Source organism: Microbacterium sp. M3, from assembly GCF_033548675.1.
Classification (GTDB): domain Bacteria; phylum Actinomycetota; class Actinomycetes; order Actinomycetales; family Microbacteriaceae; genus Microbacterium; species Microbacterium arthrosphaerae.
On the sequence record NZ_JAWTZT010000004.1, the window covers coordinates 337,975 to 357,496 of the forward strand.

The window sequence follows — 19,522 nt, forward strand, 5'->3', positions numbered from 1 at the left end:
CCGCCGTGGCAACTACCGTCGGTCATGACAGGCGTTTGAAAGAGGGGGTCGCAGTCCAGGCGACTGCGGAGTATCCTGCGCGAGAACCGGCGGCGCGTCCGTCGGTGCCCTTCGAGGGCGCTCTCCCGACGTGCAACGCCCCACGACCCGCCTGATCAGCGCACGAACCCGGGCCCCTTTCCGCGCGGATGCCGCCGCCGCGGCGTGGGTCAAAGGCATCCGTCCATCCCGGCTTACCGTGGAGACGGAGGTCGGGGGCATGGCGCGGATCGGGGGTCGCAACTCGTGGATCGCCGTGCCCGCAGGACTCGTGTGCGCCGGGGTCGTGGGGGCGCTGGTGTGGCTGGCGCTGCCGATGGTGCCGGTGACGGTGGCGTGGGTCGGCGACACGCTGCGCAGCGCCACGGCGCCGCAACCCGGCGTCACCGCCGCTCCGACACCCGCGCAGGCCGCGGTCGAGGGCGCGCCGGTCGACTGCCGCACGATCTATCCCGATGATCTGTGGAACGAGCTCACCTGGCAGCCGGGATCGCTGCTGAACCAGTCGGCGGCGCCACCCGCCACGTCCGCGACCTCGTTCCGGGACGCCGCGGCGCCGGACGTCATCGTGACCTGCACCTGGCTGTCGGACGCGGGCGGGATCGTCTCGACGCTGTCGAAGGTGGCGGGAGATGCCTCGTCCATCGCCGAGGCCGCGCTGTCGGGCGAGGGGTTCGCGTGCGCGGCCGCCGACGGGGGGCTCGTCTGCACCCGGACGGTGGGCGCGGTGCGAGAGGATCACACGTTCCGCGAAGGGCTGTGGCTGGCGAGCGTCGAGACCGACTGGCAGCCCGAGGACTTCGGACCCCGGCTCGACCGCGGCGTGTGGGGCTAGTCGAAGATGGCGCCGACGACGGCGTCGGTGTAGCCGCTCGGCGCGAGGTTGGAGTACACCGTGTCGATGAGGATGTCGTCGCGCCAGAACAGGGTGCGCCCGTCGGTTACCGGGTAGGTCGGGTTCGGCCACGTCTTCTCGCACCGCGTGCCGCCGGTGGGCGTGTAGCAGGCGAAGCCCTCATCGGCCACGAGCTGGTTCAGCATGTCGAGCGCGGGTCCGCGCGACATGTAGCTGATCGTCGTCATCAGCCCCGTCGTGTCGGCGGCCGGGTCGCGCCACACGCACACGAGGCTCCCGTCGGCCTGGGGGCCGGATGCCCCGAACGCCGGGTCGTTGAGCGGTACGCCGTCGAGCTGGTCGAGCACGGCGGCGGTGAGCATCTCCCGGCAGTCGTCCGGGATCTCGGCGCGGAAGGTGGCGGAGGGCGACGGCGTCGGCGTCCCGGTCGGGCCCGCCGACGCCGACGTCGACGCCGACGGCGTCTGCTGCCCACCGGATCCGGACGGTGCGTCCTCGGGCGCGCAGGCGGCGAGTCCGGCGAGGACGAGCAGCGCTGCGCCGGCGCCCGCCGCACGCATCGTCGCCGCGCGGAGCCGACGCCCGCGGTGCGTGGGCCGGGCGGCCGCTCGCCGCATCGCTCGGGGTGCCATGGTGCCCAGGGTAGGGGCATCCGCTCGCTGCATCGCGAGCAACGCGCCCGCCGCAGCCCGCGGCAGCGCAGAACGACGCGCGCAATCGCCCGGCACGCCTCCGCCGGATGGGCGGAACCGCGGGCTACTCTGCCTCTGCGGGGATCAGCCCTGCGTGAGGAGTGCCTGCGATGAGTGACCCCAAGTCGTCCTACGGCGAGCCCGTCGACGAGCCGCGCGGCGTCGACGATGTCGTCGGTCGTGCGAACGAAGGCCTCGCCGAGGCGGAGGCCGCCGGTCGTGGCGCCGTCGACGAGAACTCCAGCGACCGAGACGCCGACACCTCCCCCGACGACGCATCGGCCGCCGAGTACCGCGCCGAGGCGGATGCCGCAGACCGCGCCGACTCGGCCGCTCCCGTGACCGCCGACAGCGGCACCGCCGCCCCGAACACGGCCGAGCCCGCCCCCGCACCCGCCGAGCCCGACCCGTGGGACTCGCCGGAGGCCGCCTCCCTCGACTACTCCTCGCCCGCGCCGGTCGCCGCGGACGCGCCCACCGTGGTCGCCGCGCCCGTCGTGACGCCCAGCGAGCCCACCGTCGCCGAGACCACGGTCATCGAGCCGGCGGTCGTGCCGGCCCCCGCACCGCAGCCCATCTTCGTCCAGGCGCCCGAAGCGCCGCGGCCGCGCGGCAACCGTGCCGCCGCGGGGGCGATCGGCCTGCTCGCGGCGCTCTCGTTCGCCGTGCTGTACCTGGCCGCACGGCTCGGGTTCGACGCCCTCGCCGGCGACGTCACGGGCGCCGACATCGGCACGTGGGCCCTCGGCACGCTCGCCACGGCGGCCTTCTGGGTGCCGGTGGTGGTCTTCTTCCTCGCGTTCTGGCTGCTCGGCGCGATCATCAACCGCGGCCGCTGGGGCGCCTGGGTGATCTTCGGCCTGCTGGTCGGCGTCGCCGCCTACGGCGGGCACATCCTCGGCGCGCTGTTCCAGGCGCCGTTCTGGGAGCTCACCGCCAGCGAGGGCGCGCGCCTCGTCGAGGCCGAGCTGCTCGCGCCGCTCGCGATCGCCGCGTTCGTCATCGGTCGTGAGCTCACGATCTGGTTCGGCGCCTGGGCCGCAGCGCGCGCCAAGCGCGTCACTGAGCTCAACATCGAGGCGCAGCGCGAGTACGAGCGCACGCTCGAGGCCGGCCCGCAGCTCGTCCGCGCGTAGCATCCGCGCCCGCCTGCGCGATCCCCGACGTAGGCTGGCGGCATGACCGCTGACGGTGGGGCGGGACTGTCGAGCGGATCCGTCCGCCCGCCCGTCGCCCTCGCCTTCGCCACGATCGCGTTCGTGGCGCTCACGATCTTCGGCCTCGGCATGACCAGCCTCGCCACCGGCGAGGACGTCATCGCCACGCCGGGTCTCGGCCAGGTGCCCGGCATCGCCGGCGTCATCTGCGCCGGACTCGCCTTCGCCGGCGGGCTGTGGGCGACGATCGGCCGCGCGGAGGGGACGGATGCCGCAGCCCGCGGCGGTGACTCGGTTCCCGCCGGCGTGGGCCCGCGGACCGATCCCGCACCAGCGGCGGGCACGCGCGGCCGCGGGGCGCGGCATCCGTCGTACTGGGGTGCCGCGTGGACGACGGCGGCCGCGTTCCTCGCGTACATCGGCGCGGTCTGGCTCGGGGCTCTCGTGACCGGGGCCTCGCTCGGAGTGGCGACCGGGGTCGCCGGGCGGCTGGCGACCTCGTGGTTCGGCGCCGTCGTGGCGGCGGCCGCGTTCGTCTGCGCGTGGGCCGGCATCGCGCTGGTGCGCACCCGCGCCCATCGGCCGCGCTGGCCGTGGGAGGACGAGTTCGACGAGTGACCGGCGGGTCGGGCCGCCGGCATCCGTCCCGCGTCTGGGTGAGAACCGCCGTCCACCGCGGGAATCCGGGCGGGAACGGATGCCGCGTACTAGCGTTGAGCCCGTGGAGCGGTCGCTCGAGACCCAGGTCAGCCAGGCTGTGGACGCCTGGCTCGTGTGGCTGCCCCGCTGGGAGCCGGCCACGCACCGCGGACGCACGGCCCCGTGCCGCCGCTGCTTCGGGTCGCCGGTGCTCTCGGCGGCCGGGCTCGGCGCCGACGTGCCCCACGGCGTGCAGCACGGGCTGTCGACCCGGATCAAGACGATCGTCGACCGCTCGGTCGCCGAGTACACGGCGGTGAACCTGCCGATGCTGCAGACCGAGCTCGATCAGCAGGCCGCCCGCAACCGCGCCCGCAGCTACCGGCCGGGGGAGGGGCTCGACCCCGAGTTCGAAGGGCTGCCGCTCGACCCCGACCCGGTGCCCGGCGCGCCCTTCCTCTTCACGATCGCGGGCCTCGCCGAGCAGGCCGACGCCGACGTCCCGGCGCTTCCTCCGCTGACCGACGAGGCCAAGGCCGCGCTGCGGCAGGAGGTCGGGCTCGCCGACGACTACGCGAACATGGTGGGCCGCGAGGTCTGCACGATCCTGCTGCACCATCGCCTGCGGATCCAGGCGGCCGTCACCGAGTACGTCGAGCCGCAGATCGAGGCGATGCTCGCCGACCTGACGAAGTCGCTCGACGCGCCGTTCGACCCGCACGACACCGGCGACCCCGACCGCCTCGGCTGACGCGCCGACCTCCGCGGATCTGCCGGATCCACAAAGGGCCCTGCCGTCGGGTGTTTCGCAGGTCGCTTTGTTAGCATGGCCAGGTTTGTTGCCGTCTCGACGGCGCGTCGGGTCTAGGTAGCGGACGATGGGGAGGTCGGGGTGGCCACACGCCTTCCGTCCGCGCCCCCGATCCTGCCGGGACTGGCCTACATCCGCCCGCTCGGTTCGGGCGGATTCGCCGACGTCTTCCTGTACGAGCAGGACATGCCGCGGCGCAACGTCGCCGTGAAGGTCATGCCGAGGGACGTGCGCGATCCCGAGCTGCGCCGCATGTTCAATGCCGAGGCCGACGTGCTCGCGCACCTGTCGGCACACCCGTCGATCGTGACCGTGTATCAGGCGAGCATCTCGGCCGACGGCCGGCCCTACATCGTGATGGAGTTCTGCCCGGGCTCGCTCGCGCAGCGCTACCGCGTCGAGCGGATCCCGGTCGAGGAGGTGCTCGCCATCGGCGTGCGGATGGCCAGCGCCCTCGAGTCCGCCCACCGCGCGGGTCTGGTGCACCGCGACATCAAGCCGAGCAACATCCTCATCACGACCTTCGGCACGCCGGTGCTGGCGGACTTCGGCATCTCGGCCTCGCTGCAGCGCAAGAGCGGCGGCGAGGTGCTCGCGATGTCGATCCCGTGGAGCGCCCCCGAGGTCGTCGCCGAGCAGACCAGCGGCACCGTGTCCAGCGAGGTGTGGAGCCTCGGCGCCACCGTCTACTCGCTGCTGGCCGGGCACAGTCCGTTCGAACGCCGCGAGCGCGGGCAGAACACCAAAGACCTGCTGCGCCGGCGGATCGCCCGGGCGACCTACATCGAGATCCCCCGCACCGATGTGCCGGCCTCGCTGCAGAGCGCGCTGGCGGTCGCGATGAGCCGCGATCCCGGCCGCCGGTTCGAGTCGGCCCGCGCGTTCGGCGAGGCGCTGCGGGCCGTTCAGTCCGAGCTCGGCCTGTCGCCGACGCCGCTCGAGATCCCCGACGCGGAGTGGTCTCCGGCATCCGCTCCCGTCGATTTCGCCGACTCGGGCCTGCGCGGTCCCGCCCGCTCGCGGGTCGAGCGCGACCACACGCGCAAGGTGCGCGCGGGCACCGGCGTGGCCTCGCTCGCCCGTGACGAAGACACCGACATCTCCGCCCCGAACCCGCGCCGCGGGCGCAGCGCGCTGCCGTGGCTCGTCGGCATCGGCGCGGGCCTGGTGGTCGGCGCGGGCGCGGTCGTGGCGACGCTGTTCATGGCGGGGGTGCTGTGATGCGTCGCGGCACTCTGGCGGGTCTCGTCGCTGCCGGCGCGGTCGTCGCCACGGTCATCGGCATCAGTGTCGTCTGGCCCGGCCTCGACGCGCAGGAGACGCCCGACGTCGACACCGCCGTCTGGGCGCTGCAGACCGGCGACGGGCGACGCTACGCGCGCGTGAACACCTCGGTGGGCGAGCTCGACACCGTGCGCACCATCAGCAACCCCGACCAGGTCGTGCAGACGGGGGATGCCGCGTACCTCTTCAGCGACAGCTACAGCACGATCACGCGCATCGACGCCGCGATGCCCGCCGACCTCGACGAAGAGGCGCTGCAGTCGTCGCAGAAGACGCCGCCCGGCACGACCGACGTCGTGACCGCGGGCGACTACGTGGCCTACCTCACCGACTCCGGAGCCGTCTTCGCCGGCTACCTCTCGAGCGGCTCGGCGTCGCAGCTCGACCCCTTCGCGTCCGACGACGAGGACGCGCCCCAGTACACCGCTGACGCCCTCGCCATCGATGAGCGCGGCATGCTGTTCGCCTACTCGCGCGCGGACGGCGCCGTGCTGCGGTACGACGTCCGCGCGGGCGAGGTGCGCGGGCGCGATCCGCTGGACGCCGAAGGCCTCGCCGCGCCCGCGATCACAGCCGCCGGCGACACGTGGGCGGTCGTCGACACCGAAGAGGGCGACGTGTGGCTGCGGGGACAGGATGCCTCGACGCAGGCGCCGACGACCGGCGCCGTGGTGGTCGGGGCGCCCGACCCCCGCGGGTCGGCGGTCTATCTCGCCGACGACACCGGGCTCGTCGAGGTGCCCGTCGACGGGACCGAGCCGCAGGTCGTCCAGGGCGGCAACGGCGCGGTGCTCGGCACCCCCGCGCAGCCGATCACGCACGACGGCGAGACCTACGCCGCGTGGATCGGCCAGGGCGACGCCGGCGGTCTCTTGTGGAGCTCGGACGGGCAGACGGTCGTGCTCGACTACGGCGACGAGACGATGCCCGACCAGCGGCGCCCGTCGTTCGTGGCGAGCGGCTCGGCGGTCATCCTCAACGAGACGCGGTCGGGCTGGGCCTGGTCCGTCCCCGACGGCACGCTCATCCCGTCGAGCCAGGACTGGAGCCTCGACGACCGCACCGACCCCGATGCGGTGCCGAGCGAAGAGCAGCTGCAGGTGGTGCTCGACCCCAAGCCGCCGGTGGCCGAGCCCGACGCGTTCGGCGTGCGCGCCGGCGCGCTGGCGTCGCTGCCGGTGCTCATGAACGACCACGACCCGAACGAGGACGTGCTGACGATCGACCCCGCGTCGGTCACGGGGCTCGACCCGGGCTTCGGCACCGTCTCGGTCACCGACGACGGCCAGCGCTTCGCCCTGCGGGTCGACCCGGCGGCGACCGGCTCGGCGACCTTCTCGTACGCCGTGACCGACGGCACGGCCGAGGGCGGCCTGCTGTCGGATCCGACGACGGTGACGGTGACCGTGGCGGATGCGGCGGTCGACTCGGCGCCCGAGTGGTGCGGCGTCGAGCGCTGCCTCGTCGAATGGCCGCAGCCCGAGGTCGCCCGCGGCGGCACGGTGACCGTGCCGGTGCTACCCGGCTGGGTCGATCCCGAGGGTGACCCGCTGCTGCTCCTGGCAGTCGAGAACACGACGGGATCGGGCAGCGTCGCGGCGACGCCCGCGGGCGACGTCGTCTACCAGCACAGCGACACCGGCGACGGCGGCGAGCAGCTGGTCGACCTGGCGGTCACGATCGCCGACACCCAGGGCAACACGACGGTGAAGTCGCTCGTGGTCAAGGTGTCCCCCCAGCCGCAGCTGACCGCCCAGTCGTTCGCCCTCACCGACACGGTCGCCTCGGGCATCACCGTGGACGTGGCCGACCACGTCACGGGCACCGCCGGCACCCTCTCGCTCTCCTCGGCCCGCGTGCTCGACGACGCCGCCGCGACGGCCACCATCGTGGGCGGCTCCACGTCCTTCGACTTCTCCGCGCCCGCGGCGGGCACGTACCGCGTCGACTTCACGGTCACCGACGGCGTCAGCGAGGCCAACGGCACCGCGCGCATCACGCTCCTTCCGGCCGACGCGCCGGCGCAGCTCGCCACCTCGCCCGTCGTGGCGTTCGTGCACCCGCAGCAGGACGCGACGCTCGACGTCTTCGACGCGGTGTCGAACCCCACGCGACGTGTGCTTCTCCTCAGCGACGTGTCGGCGAGGGCGGATGCCGGCGCCACCCTGTCGGTCGACGCCGTCGGCCAGAACCACCTCCGGGTCTCGGGCACGACGGCCGACGGTGCGCCCGGGCGGCTCGGCACCGTGTCGTACGTCGTCAGCGACGGCACCGAGGACGCCGGGTCGAGCGTGATCGGCGAGGCCACCGTCTACCTGCTGCCGCAGGCGCCCGAGCTCGCGCCCATCGCGGTCGACGACGCCGTCGTGGTGCGCGCGGGCGCCCAGATCGACATCCCGGTGCTCGACAACGACATCTCCCCGGCGGGCGGACGCCCGACGCTGAACCCGGCCACGGTGCGCTCGACCGCCGAGGGCGCCCTGGCGTTCGCCTCGGGCGACCTGCTGCGCTACCTCGCGCCCGACGAGCCGGGCGAGTACGGCATCGAGTACTCGGTGTTCACCACCGGCGCGCCGGCGCTCGTCGACACGGCGACCGTGCGGGTGCGGGTGATCGACGACGATGCCAACCGCGCCCCGACCGCTGACACGCTCGAGGGCCGCGTGCTCAGCGGCCAGTCGGCCCTGCTGCCGTTCGACGGCTTCGGCATGGATCCCGACGGCGACGTCGTGACGCTCGACCGGATCGTCTCCCAGCCCGAGCGCGGTGCCGCCACGATCTCGGCGGACGGCACGTCCATCCTCTACACGAGCGTTCCCGGCGACAGCGGGCAGGCGTCGTTCCGCTATCGCGTCGTGGACGCGTTCGGCGAGACGGCCGAGGGCTCGGTGCGGGTGGGCGTGCTCGACAGCGAGGCGAACCCCAGCCCCGTCACCTTCACCGACTACGTCCAGGTGCAGGTGGGCGAGGCCAACACGATCCGGGTCAGCCCGCTCTCGAACGACGTCGACCCCACGATGGGCGAGCTGAAGGTGACCGGCGTGCGGCCGGACATGCCGGCCGCGCTCGTGGACGGCAGCGACAACCCCGAGTACGCGCGCCTGGCCGAGCAGATCGCGGACGTCGACGACACCACGGTCGTGATCTCGGCGGGCGACGAGCCGGGCACCATGTCGTTCCTCTACGACGTCGAGTCCTCGTCGGGCAACACCGGCCGCGGTCTCGTGGTGGTGCGGGTGGTGCGCGAGAGCGTGCCGGACTTCCCGGTGGTCGACGACACGATCCTCACGGTCGAGACGCGCGACGACTTCACGCGCGGCGTGGACGTGCTGGACGGCAAGGTGGCCTGGTCGGGCGGCGACGTCTCGGATCTCGAGCTGTCGCTGTGGGGCGAGCCCGAGGGCGTGTCGGTGAAGGGCTCGCGCCTGAGCGGCGAGCTCCCCGCCACCACCCGGCTCATCCCGTTCGCCGTCACCGGCGAGGGCGCCGCCGGCGAGGTGACCTCGTACGGCTTCCTGCGCGTCCCGGGCGACGACGACCTGGCGCTCACGCTGCGGGCGGGCGCGGCATCCCCCGACGTCACCGAGCTGGAGTCGACGACGTTCGACATGGCGAGCCTGGTGGCCCGGCCCCGCGGCTCGTCGATCGAGGTGGGCGACGAGGTGCGCGCCTCCGGCGCCCGTGCCGAGGCCGCGTGCACCGTCGAGTCGGCGACCGTCTTGCGGTACGACGCCGGCGCCGGCGCCCCGTGGGTGGATGCCTGCCAGGTGCCGGTGCGCCTGGCGGGGAAGGACGACTGGACCTACCTGTCGGTGCCCATCGTCGTGAACCCCCGCGACCCGCAGCCCGAGCTGCGACCCGGGTCGATCACGGTCGGCCCCGGCGAGACGGCCACGTTCGATCTCAAGAACATGACCACCTGGCAGCTGCGCGAGGACTGGGAGGGCATCCAGTACGCCCTCCAGCACTCCGGCGCGGCATTCGAGGTGAGCCAGGCCGGCTCGGTGGTCACCGTGACCGGCGCCGACCGTGCCGTCCCCGGCTCGGAGGAGGCGGTGCTCGTCTCGGTGACGAGCCACCCGGCGGTCACTCCGGCCCGCCTCATCCTGCGCGTCGGCGCCGCGCCGTCGACGCTCCCGCAGGGCGGCTCGGTGGTGCAGCAGTGCTCGCAGGCCAGCGGCTCGTCGTGCACGATCCCGGTCATCGGGGCGAACGGGGAGGTCAACCCGCTCCCCGGCACGCCCCTCGAGCTCGTCGACGTGCGGCAGACCGGCGCCTGCGCCGGCGTCGGCTTCCAGGTGGCCTCGAGCGGCTCGGTCACGGCGACGTGGACGGCGGATGCCCCGGGGGCGACGTGCACCGCCTCGTTCTCGGTCCGCGACGCCCAGGGCCGCGTGACGAACTCCGAGCGCGACGGTCGCGTGCTGCTGGACCTGCTCGGCTACCCGAAGGCTCCTGCCAGCCTCGTGCAGACGGCCTACGCCGACGGCAGCGTGACGCTGCGCGTCGACCCGGGGCAGTCGCGCCAGGCGTATCCCGCGCTCTCGGGCTTCGTGGTCCGCTCCGGCGGCCAGGAGGTCGTGCGGTGCACGGCCGACGGCGTCTGCCCGCCGATCCCCGCGCCGAACGGCGAGCCGCGGACGTACGAGGCATGGGCGGTCAACAGCGTCGGCGAGTCGAAGGCCAGCGTCCGGACCACGGGCTGGGCGTACGACGCGCCGCAGGCGCCGGCGAGCGTCACCGCGGCTCCGGCCGTCACCGGCGACGGCAACGGCGGTGTGGTGTCGCTCGTGATCGACGGCATCGAGACCGGCGAGACCGGGAGCCTGCAGATCTCGAGCCCCGCCGGCGAGACGGTGACGGTGCCCGTGCACCGCAACCAGACCCGCGTCGACGTGCCGTGGTTCCGGGTCGGCAGCAACACCGGCACCCTCGTCACGGTGACCCCGTACTCCCGGTTCGAGCTGCCGCCGGGTCTCGGGGGCAGCGCGACGGGCGCGGTCGCGACGGTGCAGACGAACGGCGTCGGCAGCCCGCAGTCGCCGCAGCTGACCCTGAGCTCGGTCAGCAACGGCGACGGCACCTCCACCATCACCGCGGCGGCCTCGGCGAGCCGGAACGGCGACGGGTCGACGCTGCGCTTCGGGGTCGTGCAGGAAGGGCAGCGCTGCGTCGCCGAGCAGGCCGCGAACGGCAACACCGACACGTCCTTCACGACCAGCTTCACGGTGGAGGACGGAAACGAGTACACGTACCGCCTGTGCGTGGAGTCGTACTGGGGCGACCGGTCCTACGGCCGGGCCGAGTCCACGGCGAGCACGCGCGCGCAGCAGTCCGGCAGGGCCCCGCGCGATTACACCTTCGTCGTCGGCTCGCAGCCGCGCGACGGCGGCAGCCGCGCCGAGTGGGTCATCACCGACACGCCCACGTCGCCCGAGCGGCCGCCGCGCAACAACGAGGTGCTGTTCTCGAACTTCCCGAACAACACCATCTTCGACAACGACCCGGGTATCCAGGTCTGGTACCGGCATCAGTTCTGGCAGCAGGACTCCGCCCGCGCCACCGTCACCCCGGCGCCGGGCAGCGCGCCGTACCAGGTGTGGGCCAACTGGAGCATCGGCGCCTGCGCGGGCGGCCAGACGCTGCCGCTCGGCGGCAACTCGTCCTCCATCGCCGGGAAGAAGGCGACGATCACCTGGAGCGACGCGGGCGTCACGTTCCGCGCGCGCAACGGCCGCGCGCTCACGTACGAGGGCGGCTGGAAGGTGCCGCAGGGCACCGCGAGCATCGAGGGCCTCAGCTGGCGCGCGTCGTGGGGCGCGTACGGCCTGAGCGATGCCACGCGGACGCTGAGCGTCGCGAACTGCTCGCCCAACGAGCCGCTGCCGACGGGCGTCGTCGCGGGCGCGCCGGGGTACTTCACCCCGGACTACGCCCGTCTCCCCGGAAACCTCAGCGAGCTGCGCTCGATAGGCGCCATGGGCCAGACGACCGCATGGACGCCCGGACAGTACGTGGCGCTCGGTGACGGCTCGGAGGCCCACTGGGACGGCACCGCCTGGACCAGCGGCCGCGCCCCCTAGCATCGGGCGCCGGCACCCGCTCGGCCGCCGGCATCCACCCTCCCTCCGACCAGCCCCAGCCCCACACAGCAAGGACACGACACGACATGACGATCACGCAGGAGCAGGCCGACTGGTTCGCGCAGACGTTCGGGCAGCTGGCCGACAACGTCGAGCGCGCGGTGCTCGGCAAGCGCCACGTCGTCGAGCTCGTGCTCACCGCGATGCTGAGCGACGGACACGTTCTGCTCGAGGACGTGCCGGGGACGGGCAAGACGTCGCTCGCCCGGGCGATGGGGCAGTCCGTGCAGGGCACGAACACGCGCATCCAGTTCACGCCCGACCTCCTGCCGAGCGACATCACGGGCCTCAGCGTCTACGACCAGAAGGAGGGCGTGTTCGAGTTCCACGCGGGACCGATCTTCGCCAACATCGTGCTGGCCGACGAGATCAACCGCGCGAGCCCCAAGACGCAGTCGGCGCTCCTCGAGGTCATGGAGGAGGGACGTGTCACCATCGACGGCGTCTCGCGCGAGGTGGGCGTGCCGTTCCTCGTGGTCGCGACGCAGAACCCCGTCGAGCAGGCGGGCACCTACCGCCTCCCCGAGGCGCAGCTCGACCGCTTCATGATGCGCACGTCGCTCGGCTACCCCGACCACGCCGCCACCGTGCGGATCCTCGACGGCGCGGCCGTCGCGACCGCCGAGCTGACCCCGATCATCACGCCGCAGGCGCTCGTCGGCATGGCCGACCTCGCGGCGCAGGTCTACGTCGACGCCCTCGTGCTCGACTACATCGCGCGGCTCGTCGACGGCACCCGCGCAGCCGACGAGGTGCGGCTCGGCGTCAGCATCCGCGGTGCGCTCGCGCTCACGCGCGCCGTCCGCACCCGCGCCGCGTCGCAGGGCCGCACGTACGCGACGCCCGACGACGTCAAGGCGCTCGCCGTGCCCGTGCTCTCGCACCGCCTCATCCTGCACCCCGAGGCGGAGTTCGACGGCGTGACCCAGGAGACCGTGGTCGGGCAGGTGCTGCTCGACGTGGCTCCGCCCTCGAGGCGCGAAGCCGTATGAGCCTCACCGAATCGCGCCTCACGCGCACCGTCCAGTCCACCGGCACGACCGGCCGCACGCATGTCACCGCCACGGCGACGAGCGTCGCCTCGTCGCGCCGCAGTCGCGCGTTCGTGCGCGCGGCCGTGTGGTGGACCGGGATGTGGCGCGCGGCCGGTTCGGGCATCGCCGCGGCGGCCGAGTGGACCGCCGGCACCGTGCGGCCGGCGGGTGTGCTCGTGGCGGCCGCGGCCACCGCGGGCCTCGTGCTCGGCATCGTGTTCGGCTGGATGGAGTTCATGGTTGCGGGCGCGGCCTCGCTCGTGCTCCTCGCCGCCGCCGTGCCGTTCCTGTTCGGCGCGCGCGCCTACGACGTCGACCTCACGCTGACCCACGAGCGCGTGGTCGCCGGCGAGGGGGTCACGGGCCGCATCGTGGTGCGCAACGACGGCCACCGCATCGCCCTGCCGGGGCGCCTCGACATCCCCGTCGCGGGCGGACTGGTCGAGTTCGGCGTGCCGCTGCTGCGGCCCGGCCACACCGTCGAGCAGCCCCTCGAGATCCCGGGCCTGCGTCGGGGCATCGTGACCGTCGGACCCGCCACCACCGTGCGCAGCGACCCGATCGGGCTGCTGCGCCGCGAGCACTCGTTCCCCGACGTGCACGACGTCTACGTGCACCCCCGCACGACGGCGCTGCCGTCCACGAGCGCGGGCCTCATCCGCGATCTCGAGGGCAGCCCCACGCGGCGCCTCGTCGACGCCGACATGTCGTTCCACGCGATCCGGGAGTACGCGCCCGGCGACTCGCGCCGGCAGATCCACTGGCGCTCCACCGCGAAGACCGGTCGCCTCATGGTGCGGCAGTACGAGGAGTCCCGCCGCTCGCGCATGGCCGTGGTGCTCGCGGTCGCCGAGGCGGAGTACGCCGACGCCGACGAGTTCGAGCTCGCCGTGTCGTGCGCCGCGTCGCTGGGCCTTCGCGCCGTCCACGACGCCCGTGATGTGCAGATCGTGACCGGGTCCGAGATCCCGCGCGTCGTGCGCGGACGCCTGCGGGCGATCCGCCACATCCCGTCCGCGGCGCCGCGCCCGATGCTCGACGGCTTCAGCGGCGTCGAGCTGCTCGAGAGCACCATGCCGGTCGGCGACGTGTGCCGCCTCACCGCCGAGGCGGGCGAGCGCCTGTCGATCGCTTTCGTCGTCGCGGGCTCGCGGGTCACGCTCTCGCGCCTGCAGCAGGCCGCGCTCGCCTTCCCGTCCGACACCGCGGTGGTCGGTCTCATCTGCGACGAGCGCGCCCACCCCCGCATGCAGCCGGTGTCGGGCATGACCGTGCTCACCGTCGGCACGCTCGACGACCTGTCCGGCCTGCTCCTCCGCGGAGCGACGTCGTGAGCGTTCCCGAGAAGGGTGCAGATCCCCTGCTGGCGCCGGCGGATGCCTCGCCCCGTGGCATGCCGGACGCCGCAGGTGCGCGCGGCCCCGCACCGCGTCGTGCGGGCGGTGCGCCCCGCTACTCGCCGCGCATCCTCGCGGGCGCGCTGTTCGCACTGGCCGTCGTGGCCGTCGCCGCCGTCGCCGCGTGGCCGGTGTACCGCTCGGAGAGCTTCCTGCTGCTGGTCGCGGTCGGGGCACTGGTCGGCGGCGGCATCGCCGTCGCGTCGTGGCTGCGCCGCTGGAACGGCTGGATCGTCGCGGGCGCCCTCGCAGCTGCGGTGCTGGTGCTGGGCGTTCCCCTGGCGGTGCCGTCGCGACTCGGGCCGCCCGACGAGCTGCTGCGGGGCCTGGGTGAGCTGGCCTCGGGCCTCGTGTTCGGCTGGAAGGACCTCGTCACCGTCGAGCTGCCCGTCGGCTCGTACCGCAACCTCCTCGTGCCGGCGCTCGTGGTCTTCCTGGTGGGCACGTGCGTCGTGCTGCTGCTCGCGTGGCGCGACGACAGCGGCGCCTACGCCGCCGTGCCGGTCGCGCTCGGGATGGTGACCTTCGGCCTGTTCTTCGGGCGCACCACGGTCAGCGCGCCGCTCGCCGTCGGGCCGGTGTTCCTGTACGCCCCGCTCGAGACGGCGATCGGGCTCGCGGGTCTGCTCGCTTGCCTGCTGTGGCTCGCGTGGCGCACGCACGACGAGCGCACCCGCGCACTGCACCGGGCTGCGGCATCCAGCGGCGTCCGCTTCTCGCGACGCCCCACCCGCGCCGACCGCCGTCGCACCGCCCTCGGTGCCGGCATGGTCGTCGGCGCGCTGGTGCTGGCCGTCGCGGTCGTGCCTTACGCCGCGCGCGGCGCCGACCGCGAGGTGCTGCGGTCGGCCGTCGGGCCCGACATCGACCTGTCGGCCGAGGTGAGCCCGCTGTCGGAGTACCGTGCGCTGTTCTCCGACGGGCGCGCCGGCGAGGTGCTGTTCACGGTCGAGGCGGTCTCGGGCTCGCTCCCCGAGCGGGTGCGGATCGCGACGCTCGACGCGTACGACGGCGAGGTGTTCCGCTCCGGCGGCGAGGGGGCGGTCGACGCAGGACGGTTCGTGCGCGTGCCCTCCGCGCTCGACGCCGGCGACGGAACCCCCGTGGAGGCGCGGATCGAGATCCAGGGCTGGGACGAGATCTGGATGCCCACCGCCGGCCGGCTGGAGGCCGTCGAGTTCGAGGGGGAGCGGCCGACCTCGCTCGCCGACCGCTTTTACTACAACGCCGCGGCCTCGGCCGGAGTGCAGACCGCCGGCGGCGGGCTGGAGCCGGGTGACGCCTACGTCGTCCGCGGGGTCGAGCCCGAGAGCGTCGAGCTGTCGCAGCTCGAAGCCCCCGGCGGCCCCGCCGGAGTGACCGCGCCCGACAGCCTGCGCACGTGGATGGATGAGCACGCGACCGGATCGGGCGGCGCCGCGCTCGCCGGGCTGGTGTCGCTGCTCCGCGAGCGGGGCTACCTCAGCCACGGGCTCACCGTCGGCGACGACGAGCCCGACTGGGTGCGGGCGCTCCCCGACTACAGCTTCCAGCCGAGCGCCTCGGGACACTCGCTCGCCCGCGTCGACACCATGTTCGCCCGCCTGCTCGAGCGTGAGACCGATCCGCGGGCCGCGGCATCCGGCGATTACGTCGCGGCGATCGGCGACGACGAGCAGTTCGCGGTCGCTGTCGCCCTCATGGCCCGCGAGCTCGGGTTCCCCTCGCGCGTCGTGCTGGGAGCACGCCTGTCGTCGGCGGACCCGGGGCTCGCGACGTGCGACGAGGGCGCCTGCCGCGCGCAGGATCTGACGGCGTGGACCGAGGTGCAGTCGTCCGACGGACGCTGGATCGCCGTCGACGCCACGCCGCAGTACGCGCAGTCGCCGAGTCTCGATGTGACCGAGCAGCGCGACCCCGAGAACGTGACGGAGGTGCGCCCCGAGTCGGTCGAGGAGGTCGTGCCGCCCGAGCCCTCGCAGGAGGATTCGGCCGACGACGGCGCCCCCGAGGAGGAGAGCGGCCCGGACCTCGCGTGGCTCTGGCCGCTGCTGCGGATCGGTGGGATCTCGCTGCTCGTCCTCGCTCTCGCGCTCGGTCCGTTCCTCATCGTGCTGAGTACCAAGGCCGCCCGCCGGCGCTCGCGCCGTCGCGTCGGCGCACCCGCCGCGCGGATCGCCGGAGGGTGGGAAGAGCTCGTCGACGCCGCGCTCGACACCGGGCGCACCGCGCCGCGCACCCTGACCCGCACCGAGCTCGCCGACGCGTTCGGCACACCTGGCGCCCCGGCGCTCGCACGCGACGCGGATCGCGCCGTCTTCTCGGCGGCGAGCCTGTCCGACGACGACGCACGCCGGTACTGGCAGGCCGTCGACGACGAGCGGCGCGCACTGCGACGTGAGCGCGGGTTCTGGCGCGGCGTGCTCGCGACCGTATCTTTGAGATCGTTGTTCCGTCCACTGGCGCCGGCATCCGGTGTCCGCACGCGATTCGCCGAGAGGGGGAGACGACGGGCAGAGCCCGTGCGTCCCATGCCATGAACGCCACCGATGCCTCCGCGGCGATCCTCGGATCGCTGATCAGCTTGCTGCTGTTCGCGGGTCTGTACGTCTGGACGGCCCTCGCCCTCTCCGCGGTCTTCCGCAAGTCCGGCGTCGAGCCGTGGCAGGCCTGGGTGCCGATCCTCAACCTCATCGTGCTGCTGCGCCTGGCGGGGCTCTCGCCCTGGCTCGTGGTGTTGGCCTTCATCCCGATCGTGAACCTCGCCTTCCTCGTGGCGTGGGCGATCGCGCTCTACCGCGTGAACGCGGCCTTCGGGCACGGCGTGGGCATGACCGTGCTCGGCATCCTCGCCTTCCCGGTGTGGGCGTCGATCGTCGGCTGGGGGAGTGCGCGCTGGGTCGGACGGGAGCAGGATGCCGCGTCCCGCGCGTCGGTGGGCGGCGGCGTCCGTCGGTCGGGTGATGGCGCGGGCGCTCTGCCGCCGCTTCCCCCGTTCCCGACGCCCGCGTCGCAGACAGGGGCCCTTCCGGCGTTCCCGCAGCCCGGGCAGCCGATGGCCGCGCCCGCCGGGTTCGCGCCGACGTCGTCGTTCGCGCCGCCTCCCGCGTACGTGCCGCCGGCTGCCGGTCCCGCCACCGGCCCGCTCACGGGACCGGTGGAGCCGTTCGTGCCCGCGATGCCCACCGGGTACCCGGCTGCCGGTGCGCCGGCCTACGCCGCGCCCGTCGAGCGGCCGGCCGAGGAGGAAACGGATGCACCGGCCCCGCCGGTCGGTGCCGCGGCATCGGCCGAGGCCCTGCCGGGTATCGTCCCGCCGCCGGGCGGCTGGACGCCGCCGCCCCTCCCGGGCCGCCCCGTGGCTGCCGGGTCGGCGAACGCCGGGCCGGCGAACCCCGGGTCGACGGACGAGCGCGGCGGAGAGGATGCCGATCCCTGGCAGGGCTTCGCGCTCGACTCCACCGACCTGAGCGGAGAGGTCACCGGCGCCGTTCCGGGTGCGCCGGCGCCCATCTCGGCGGTGCCGGTCCCGGTGGACGAGGCGCCCCTCACGTCCACGCCGTTCGCCGCGCCGGCTGCGAGCGTGAGCGGCAACGGTTCGGATGGCGACCACTACGCCGTGCCCGAGTCGGCCACCACGAGCCAGGGCATCACGCGCCCGCCGGTCACGCGCGTGCCGGCCGCCGGCGCGTCGGACGACGAGCGCGAGCCGTGGGCGCCCGCCCGGTCGCCGCTCAGCGACGCCGACGCGTTCCCCGAGGCCTCGGGCCCCGTCTCAGCCATCGCCGGGGCGCCGGATGCCGGCTCGCCGCGCTCGGCGCGATCGTCGGTGTCGGCGTTCCACGCGAAGCCCGAGATCCCCGACGACCAGGACGTTCTCGAAGAGACGGTCATCGCCCGACGCAAGCGCACCGACTGGACCCTCGTGCCGCCCGCCGGCGATCCGGTGGCGCTGTCGTCGGAGGTCGTGATCCTCGGACGCCGCCCTGCCTCCGACCCCGACTTCCCGGGAGCGCAGCTCATCGCCATCCCGGACGGCACCGTGTCGAAGACCCACGCCCGCCTCCGGCTGCGCGACGACCGCTGGTACGTCACCGATCTCGACTCCACCAACGGCGTGCTGTTCGCCACGGTGATGGGCACCGAGGTCGAGGTGCCCCGCGGCGAAGAGGTCGAGGCCGGTGACCGGTTCCTGCTCGGCGACGCGGAGGTGCGGCTGCAGCGGAGCGACGGGTGACCGCCGCCGCGGACCAGAACGAACCGCCGCGCCGACGGTCGGGCTCGCCGCAGCCGTCGACGCCGGTGCCCGAGCTGCCCGAGGAGACGATCGTCGTCCGGCGTCCGGGGGCGCCGGTGCCGGCGCCCCCGGACGAGCGCACCAGCCCGCCGCGCCGACGCTCGGGTTCCCCGAAGCCCCCGACGTCCGGTGACGACCTCCCCGAGGAAACCATCGTCGTCCGGCGCGGTGATGCCCAGCCTCGTGCGGCCGGGCCCGGCGCGCCCGCGGTGGCCGATCTCCCGGACGAGACGGTCGTGCGCCGCGCGGGGGCGCAGCCTGCGGCGACCGCGCCCGTCGCACCCGTGGCTGACGACTTCCCGGAGGAGACGATCGTGCGCCGTGGGGGCGCGCAGAATTCCCCGTCCCGCCCTGCAGGACCCGTGGCCGACGACTTCCCCGAGGAGACGATCGTGCGTCGCGGGGGTACGCCGCGTCCCGCACCGCGGCCGGCGGCGCCGGCCGACGACTTCCCGGAGCAGACGGCTCTGCGTCGGGGGAGTGCGGGCGCGACCCCGCCCGTCACGGACGACCCGGCCGACGACCTCACCATGATCCGCCGGGGCGCCCAGCCACCCGCGCCGGCCTCCGACGCGCCCGCCGCGACACCGGCCTCCGACGGCGTCGACGAGGCCACCGTCGTCCGCGGCTCCTTCACCGCTCCCACGGTCGCCGCGACCGGCTCGGACGGTGCCGCACCGGCTGCCTCGTCGGCGAGCCGCACCATCGACACGCCCGCGCGTCTCCGCGCCGCACGGTCGCCCGAGGGCGGCGCCGAGATCTACCGCGCCCGTCCGCTTCCACCGCCGGCGGCACCGCGCGCCGAGCCGCCGCGAGGTGCACCCCAGGCCCACGTCGACACCGCCGCGACCGAGGAGGCGGCCCGCCGCCGCACACGCCGTCGTGCCGTCGTCGTCGCGGTCGCGGCATCCGTCCTCATCGCGGTCGCCGTCGCCGCGATCGCGGTGCTGCTCACCGTCGGCTGAGGCCCCGGCGGCGGTCCTCCGGGCCAGGTTTGCCCGGCCCCCGAAACCCACGTATCATAGATCGGGTGTGCGCTCACGCGCGCCGTCCGACGTGCCTCGGCGTGTCGGCGGCCGGGCGGGCGCCGCATCTCAGGGAACGGCCTGCGAACAGGCCACCCCCACGGCATATCCACCATGAAAGTTCGGCAGGTTCCTGTCGCGCCGGTGGGTTTGTGGTGAAACCACGACG

General features: G+C 74.2%; 12 protein-coding genes. 11 read left to right on the forward strand and 1 reads right to left on the reverse strand.

The genetic code is table 11. The features are described from left to right. Positions 1-259 precede the first annotated feature (259 nt). On the forward strand, positions 260-874 hold the full coding sequence (locus R8Z57_RS13795; RefSeq protein WP_318354361.1) for a hypothetical protein: 615 nt from the start codon (positions 260-262) through the stop codon (positions 872-874). Here R8Z57_RS13795 and R8Z57_RS13800 read toward each other — a convergent pair. Further along, positions 871-1,527: a hypothetical protein gene (locus R8Z57_RS13800; RefSeq protein ID WP_318354362.1), complete on the reverse strand. Its 657-nt coding sequence runs from the start codon at positions 1,525-1,527 to the stop codon at positions 871-873. The two genes, R8Z57_RS13795 and R8Z57_RS13800, sit on opposite strands and share 4 nt — an antisense overlap. Positions 1,528-1,697: 170 nt before the next feature. Here R8Z57_RS13800 and R8Z57_RS13805 point away from each other — a divergent pair, with 170 nt between their 5' ends. The 10 genes from R8Z57_RS13805 (at position 1,698) to R8Z57_RS13850 (ending at position 19,293) form a co-directional block, all read left to right on the forward strand. Further along, positions 1,698-2,723: an ABC transporter gene (locus R8Z57_RS13805; RefSeq protein ID WP_318354363.1), complete on the forward strand. Its 1,026-nt coding sequence runs from the start codon at positions 1,698-1,700 to the stop codon at positions 2,721-2,723. A 42-nt stretch (positions 2,724-2,765) separates the two neighbouring features. Continuing rightward, on the forward strand, positions 2,766-3,362 hold the full coding sequence (locus R8Z57_RS13810) for a hypothetical protein (RefSeq protein WP_318354364.1): 597 nt from the start codon (positions 2,766-2,768) through the stop codon (positions 3,360-3,362). Between the two features lie 103 nt (positions 3,363-3,465). Continuing rightward, entirely contained in the window at positions 3,466-4,134 is a 669-nt protein-coding gene (locus R8Z57_RS13815) for a spermidine/putrescine ABC transporter substrate-binding protein (RefSeq protein ID WP_318354365.1), read from the forward strand. A 141-nt stretch (positions 4,135-4,275) separates the two neighbouring features. After that, positions 4,276-5,415, forward strand: a complete 1,140-nt coding sequence (locus R8Z57_RS13820) for a serine/threonine-protein kinase (protein ID WP_318354366.1) — start codon at positions 4,276-4,278, stop codon at positions 5,413-5,415. Beyond that, positions 5,415-11,561, forward strand: coding sequence for an Ig-like domain-containing protein (locus R8Z57_RS13825; RefSeq protein WP_318354367.1), 6,147 nt, complete (start codon positions 5,415-5,417; stop codon positions 11,559-11,561). Before R8Z57_RS13820 ends, R8Z57_RS13825 begins: the two co-directional genes overlap by 1 nt. A gap of 86 nt (positions 11,562-11,647) precedes the next feature. Beyond that, complete coding sequence (locus R8Z57_RS13830) at positions 11,648-12,613, forward strand: MoxR family ATPase (RefSeq protein ID WP_318354368.1); 966 nt, start codon at positions 11,648-11,650, stop codon at positions 12,611-12,613. Beyond that, positions 12,610-13,989, forward strand: a complete 1,380-nt coding sequence (locus tag R8Z57_RS13835) for a DUF58 domain-containing protein (protein ID WP_318354369.1) — start codon at positions 12,610-12,612, stop codon at positions 13,987-13,989. The genes R8Z57_RS13830 and R8Z57_RS13835 overlap by 4 nt, the downstream gene beginning before the upstream one ends. Next, positions 13,986-16,571 (forward strand): transglutaminase-like domain-containing protein, encoded by a 2,586-nt coding sequence (locus tag R8Z57_RS13840; RefSeq protein ID WP_318354370.1) that lies wholly within the window; start codon positions 13,986-13,988, stop codon positions 16,569-16,571. Before R8Z57_RS13835 ends, R8Z57_RS13840 begins: the two co-directional genes overlap by 4 nt. Beyond that, complete coding sequence (locus R8Z57_RS13845) at positions 16,568-18,268, forward strand: DUF5684 domain-containing protein (protein WP_318354371.1); 1,701 nt, start codon at positions 16,568-16,570, stop codon at positions 18,266-18,268. The genes R8Z57_RS13840 and R8Z57_RS13845 overlap by 4 nt, the downstream gene beginning before the upstream one ends. Further along, on the forward strand, positions 18,265-19,293 hold the full coding sequence (locus R8Z57_RS13850; RefSeq protein ID WP_318354372.1) for a hypothetical protein: 1,029 nt from the start codon (positions 18,265-18,267) through the stop codon (positions 19,291-19,293). The genes R8Z57_RS13845 and R8Z57_RS13850 overlap by 4 nt, the downstream gene beginning before the upstream one ends. Positions 19,294-19,522 lie beyond the last annotated feature (229 nt).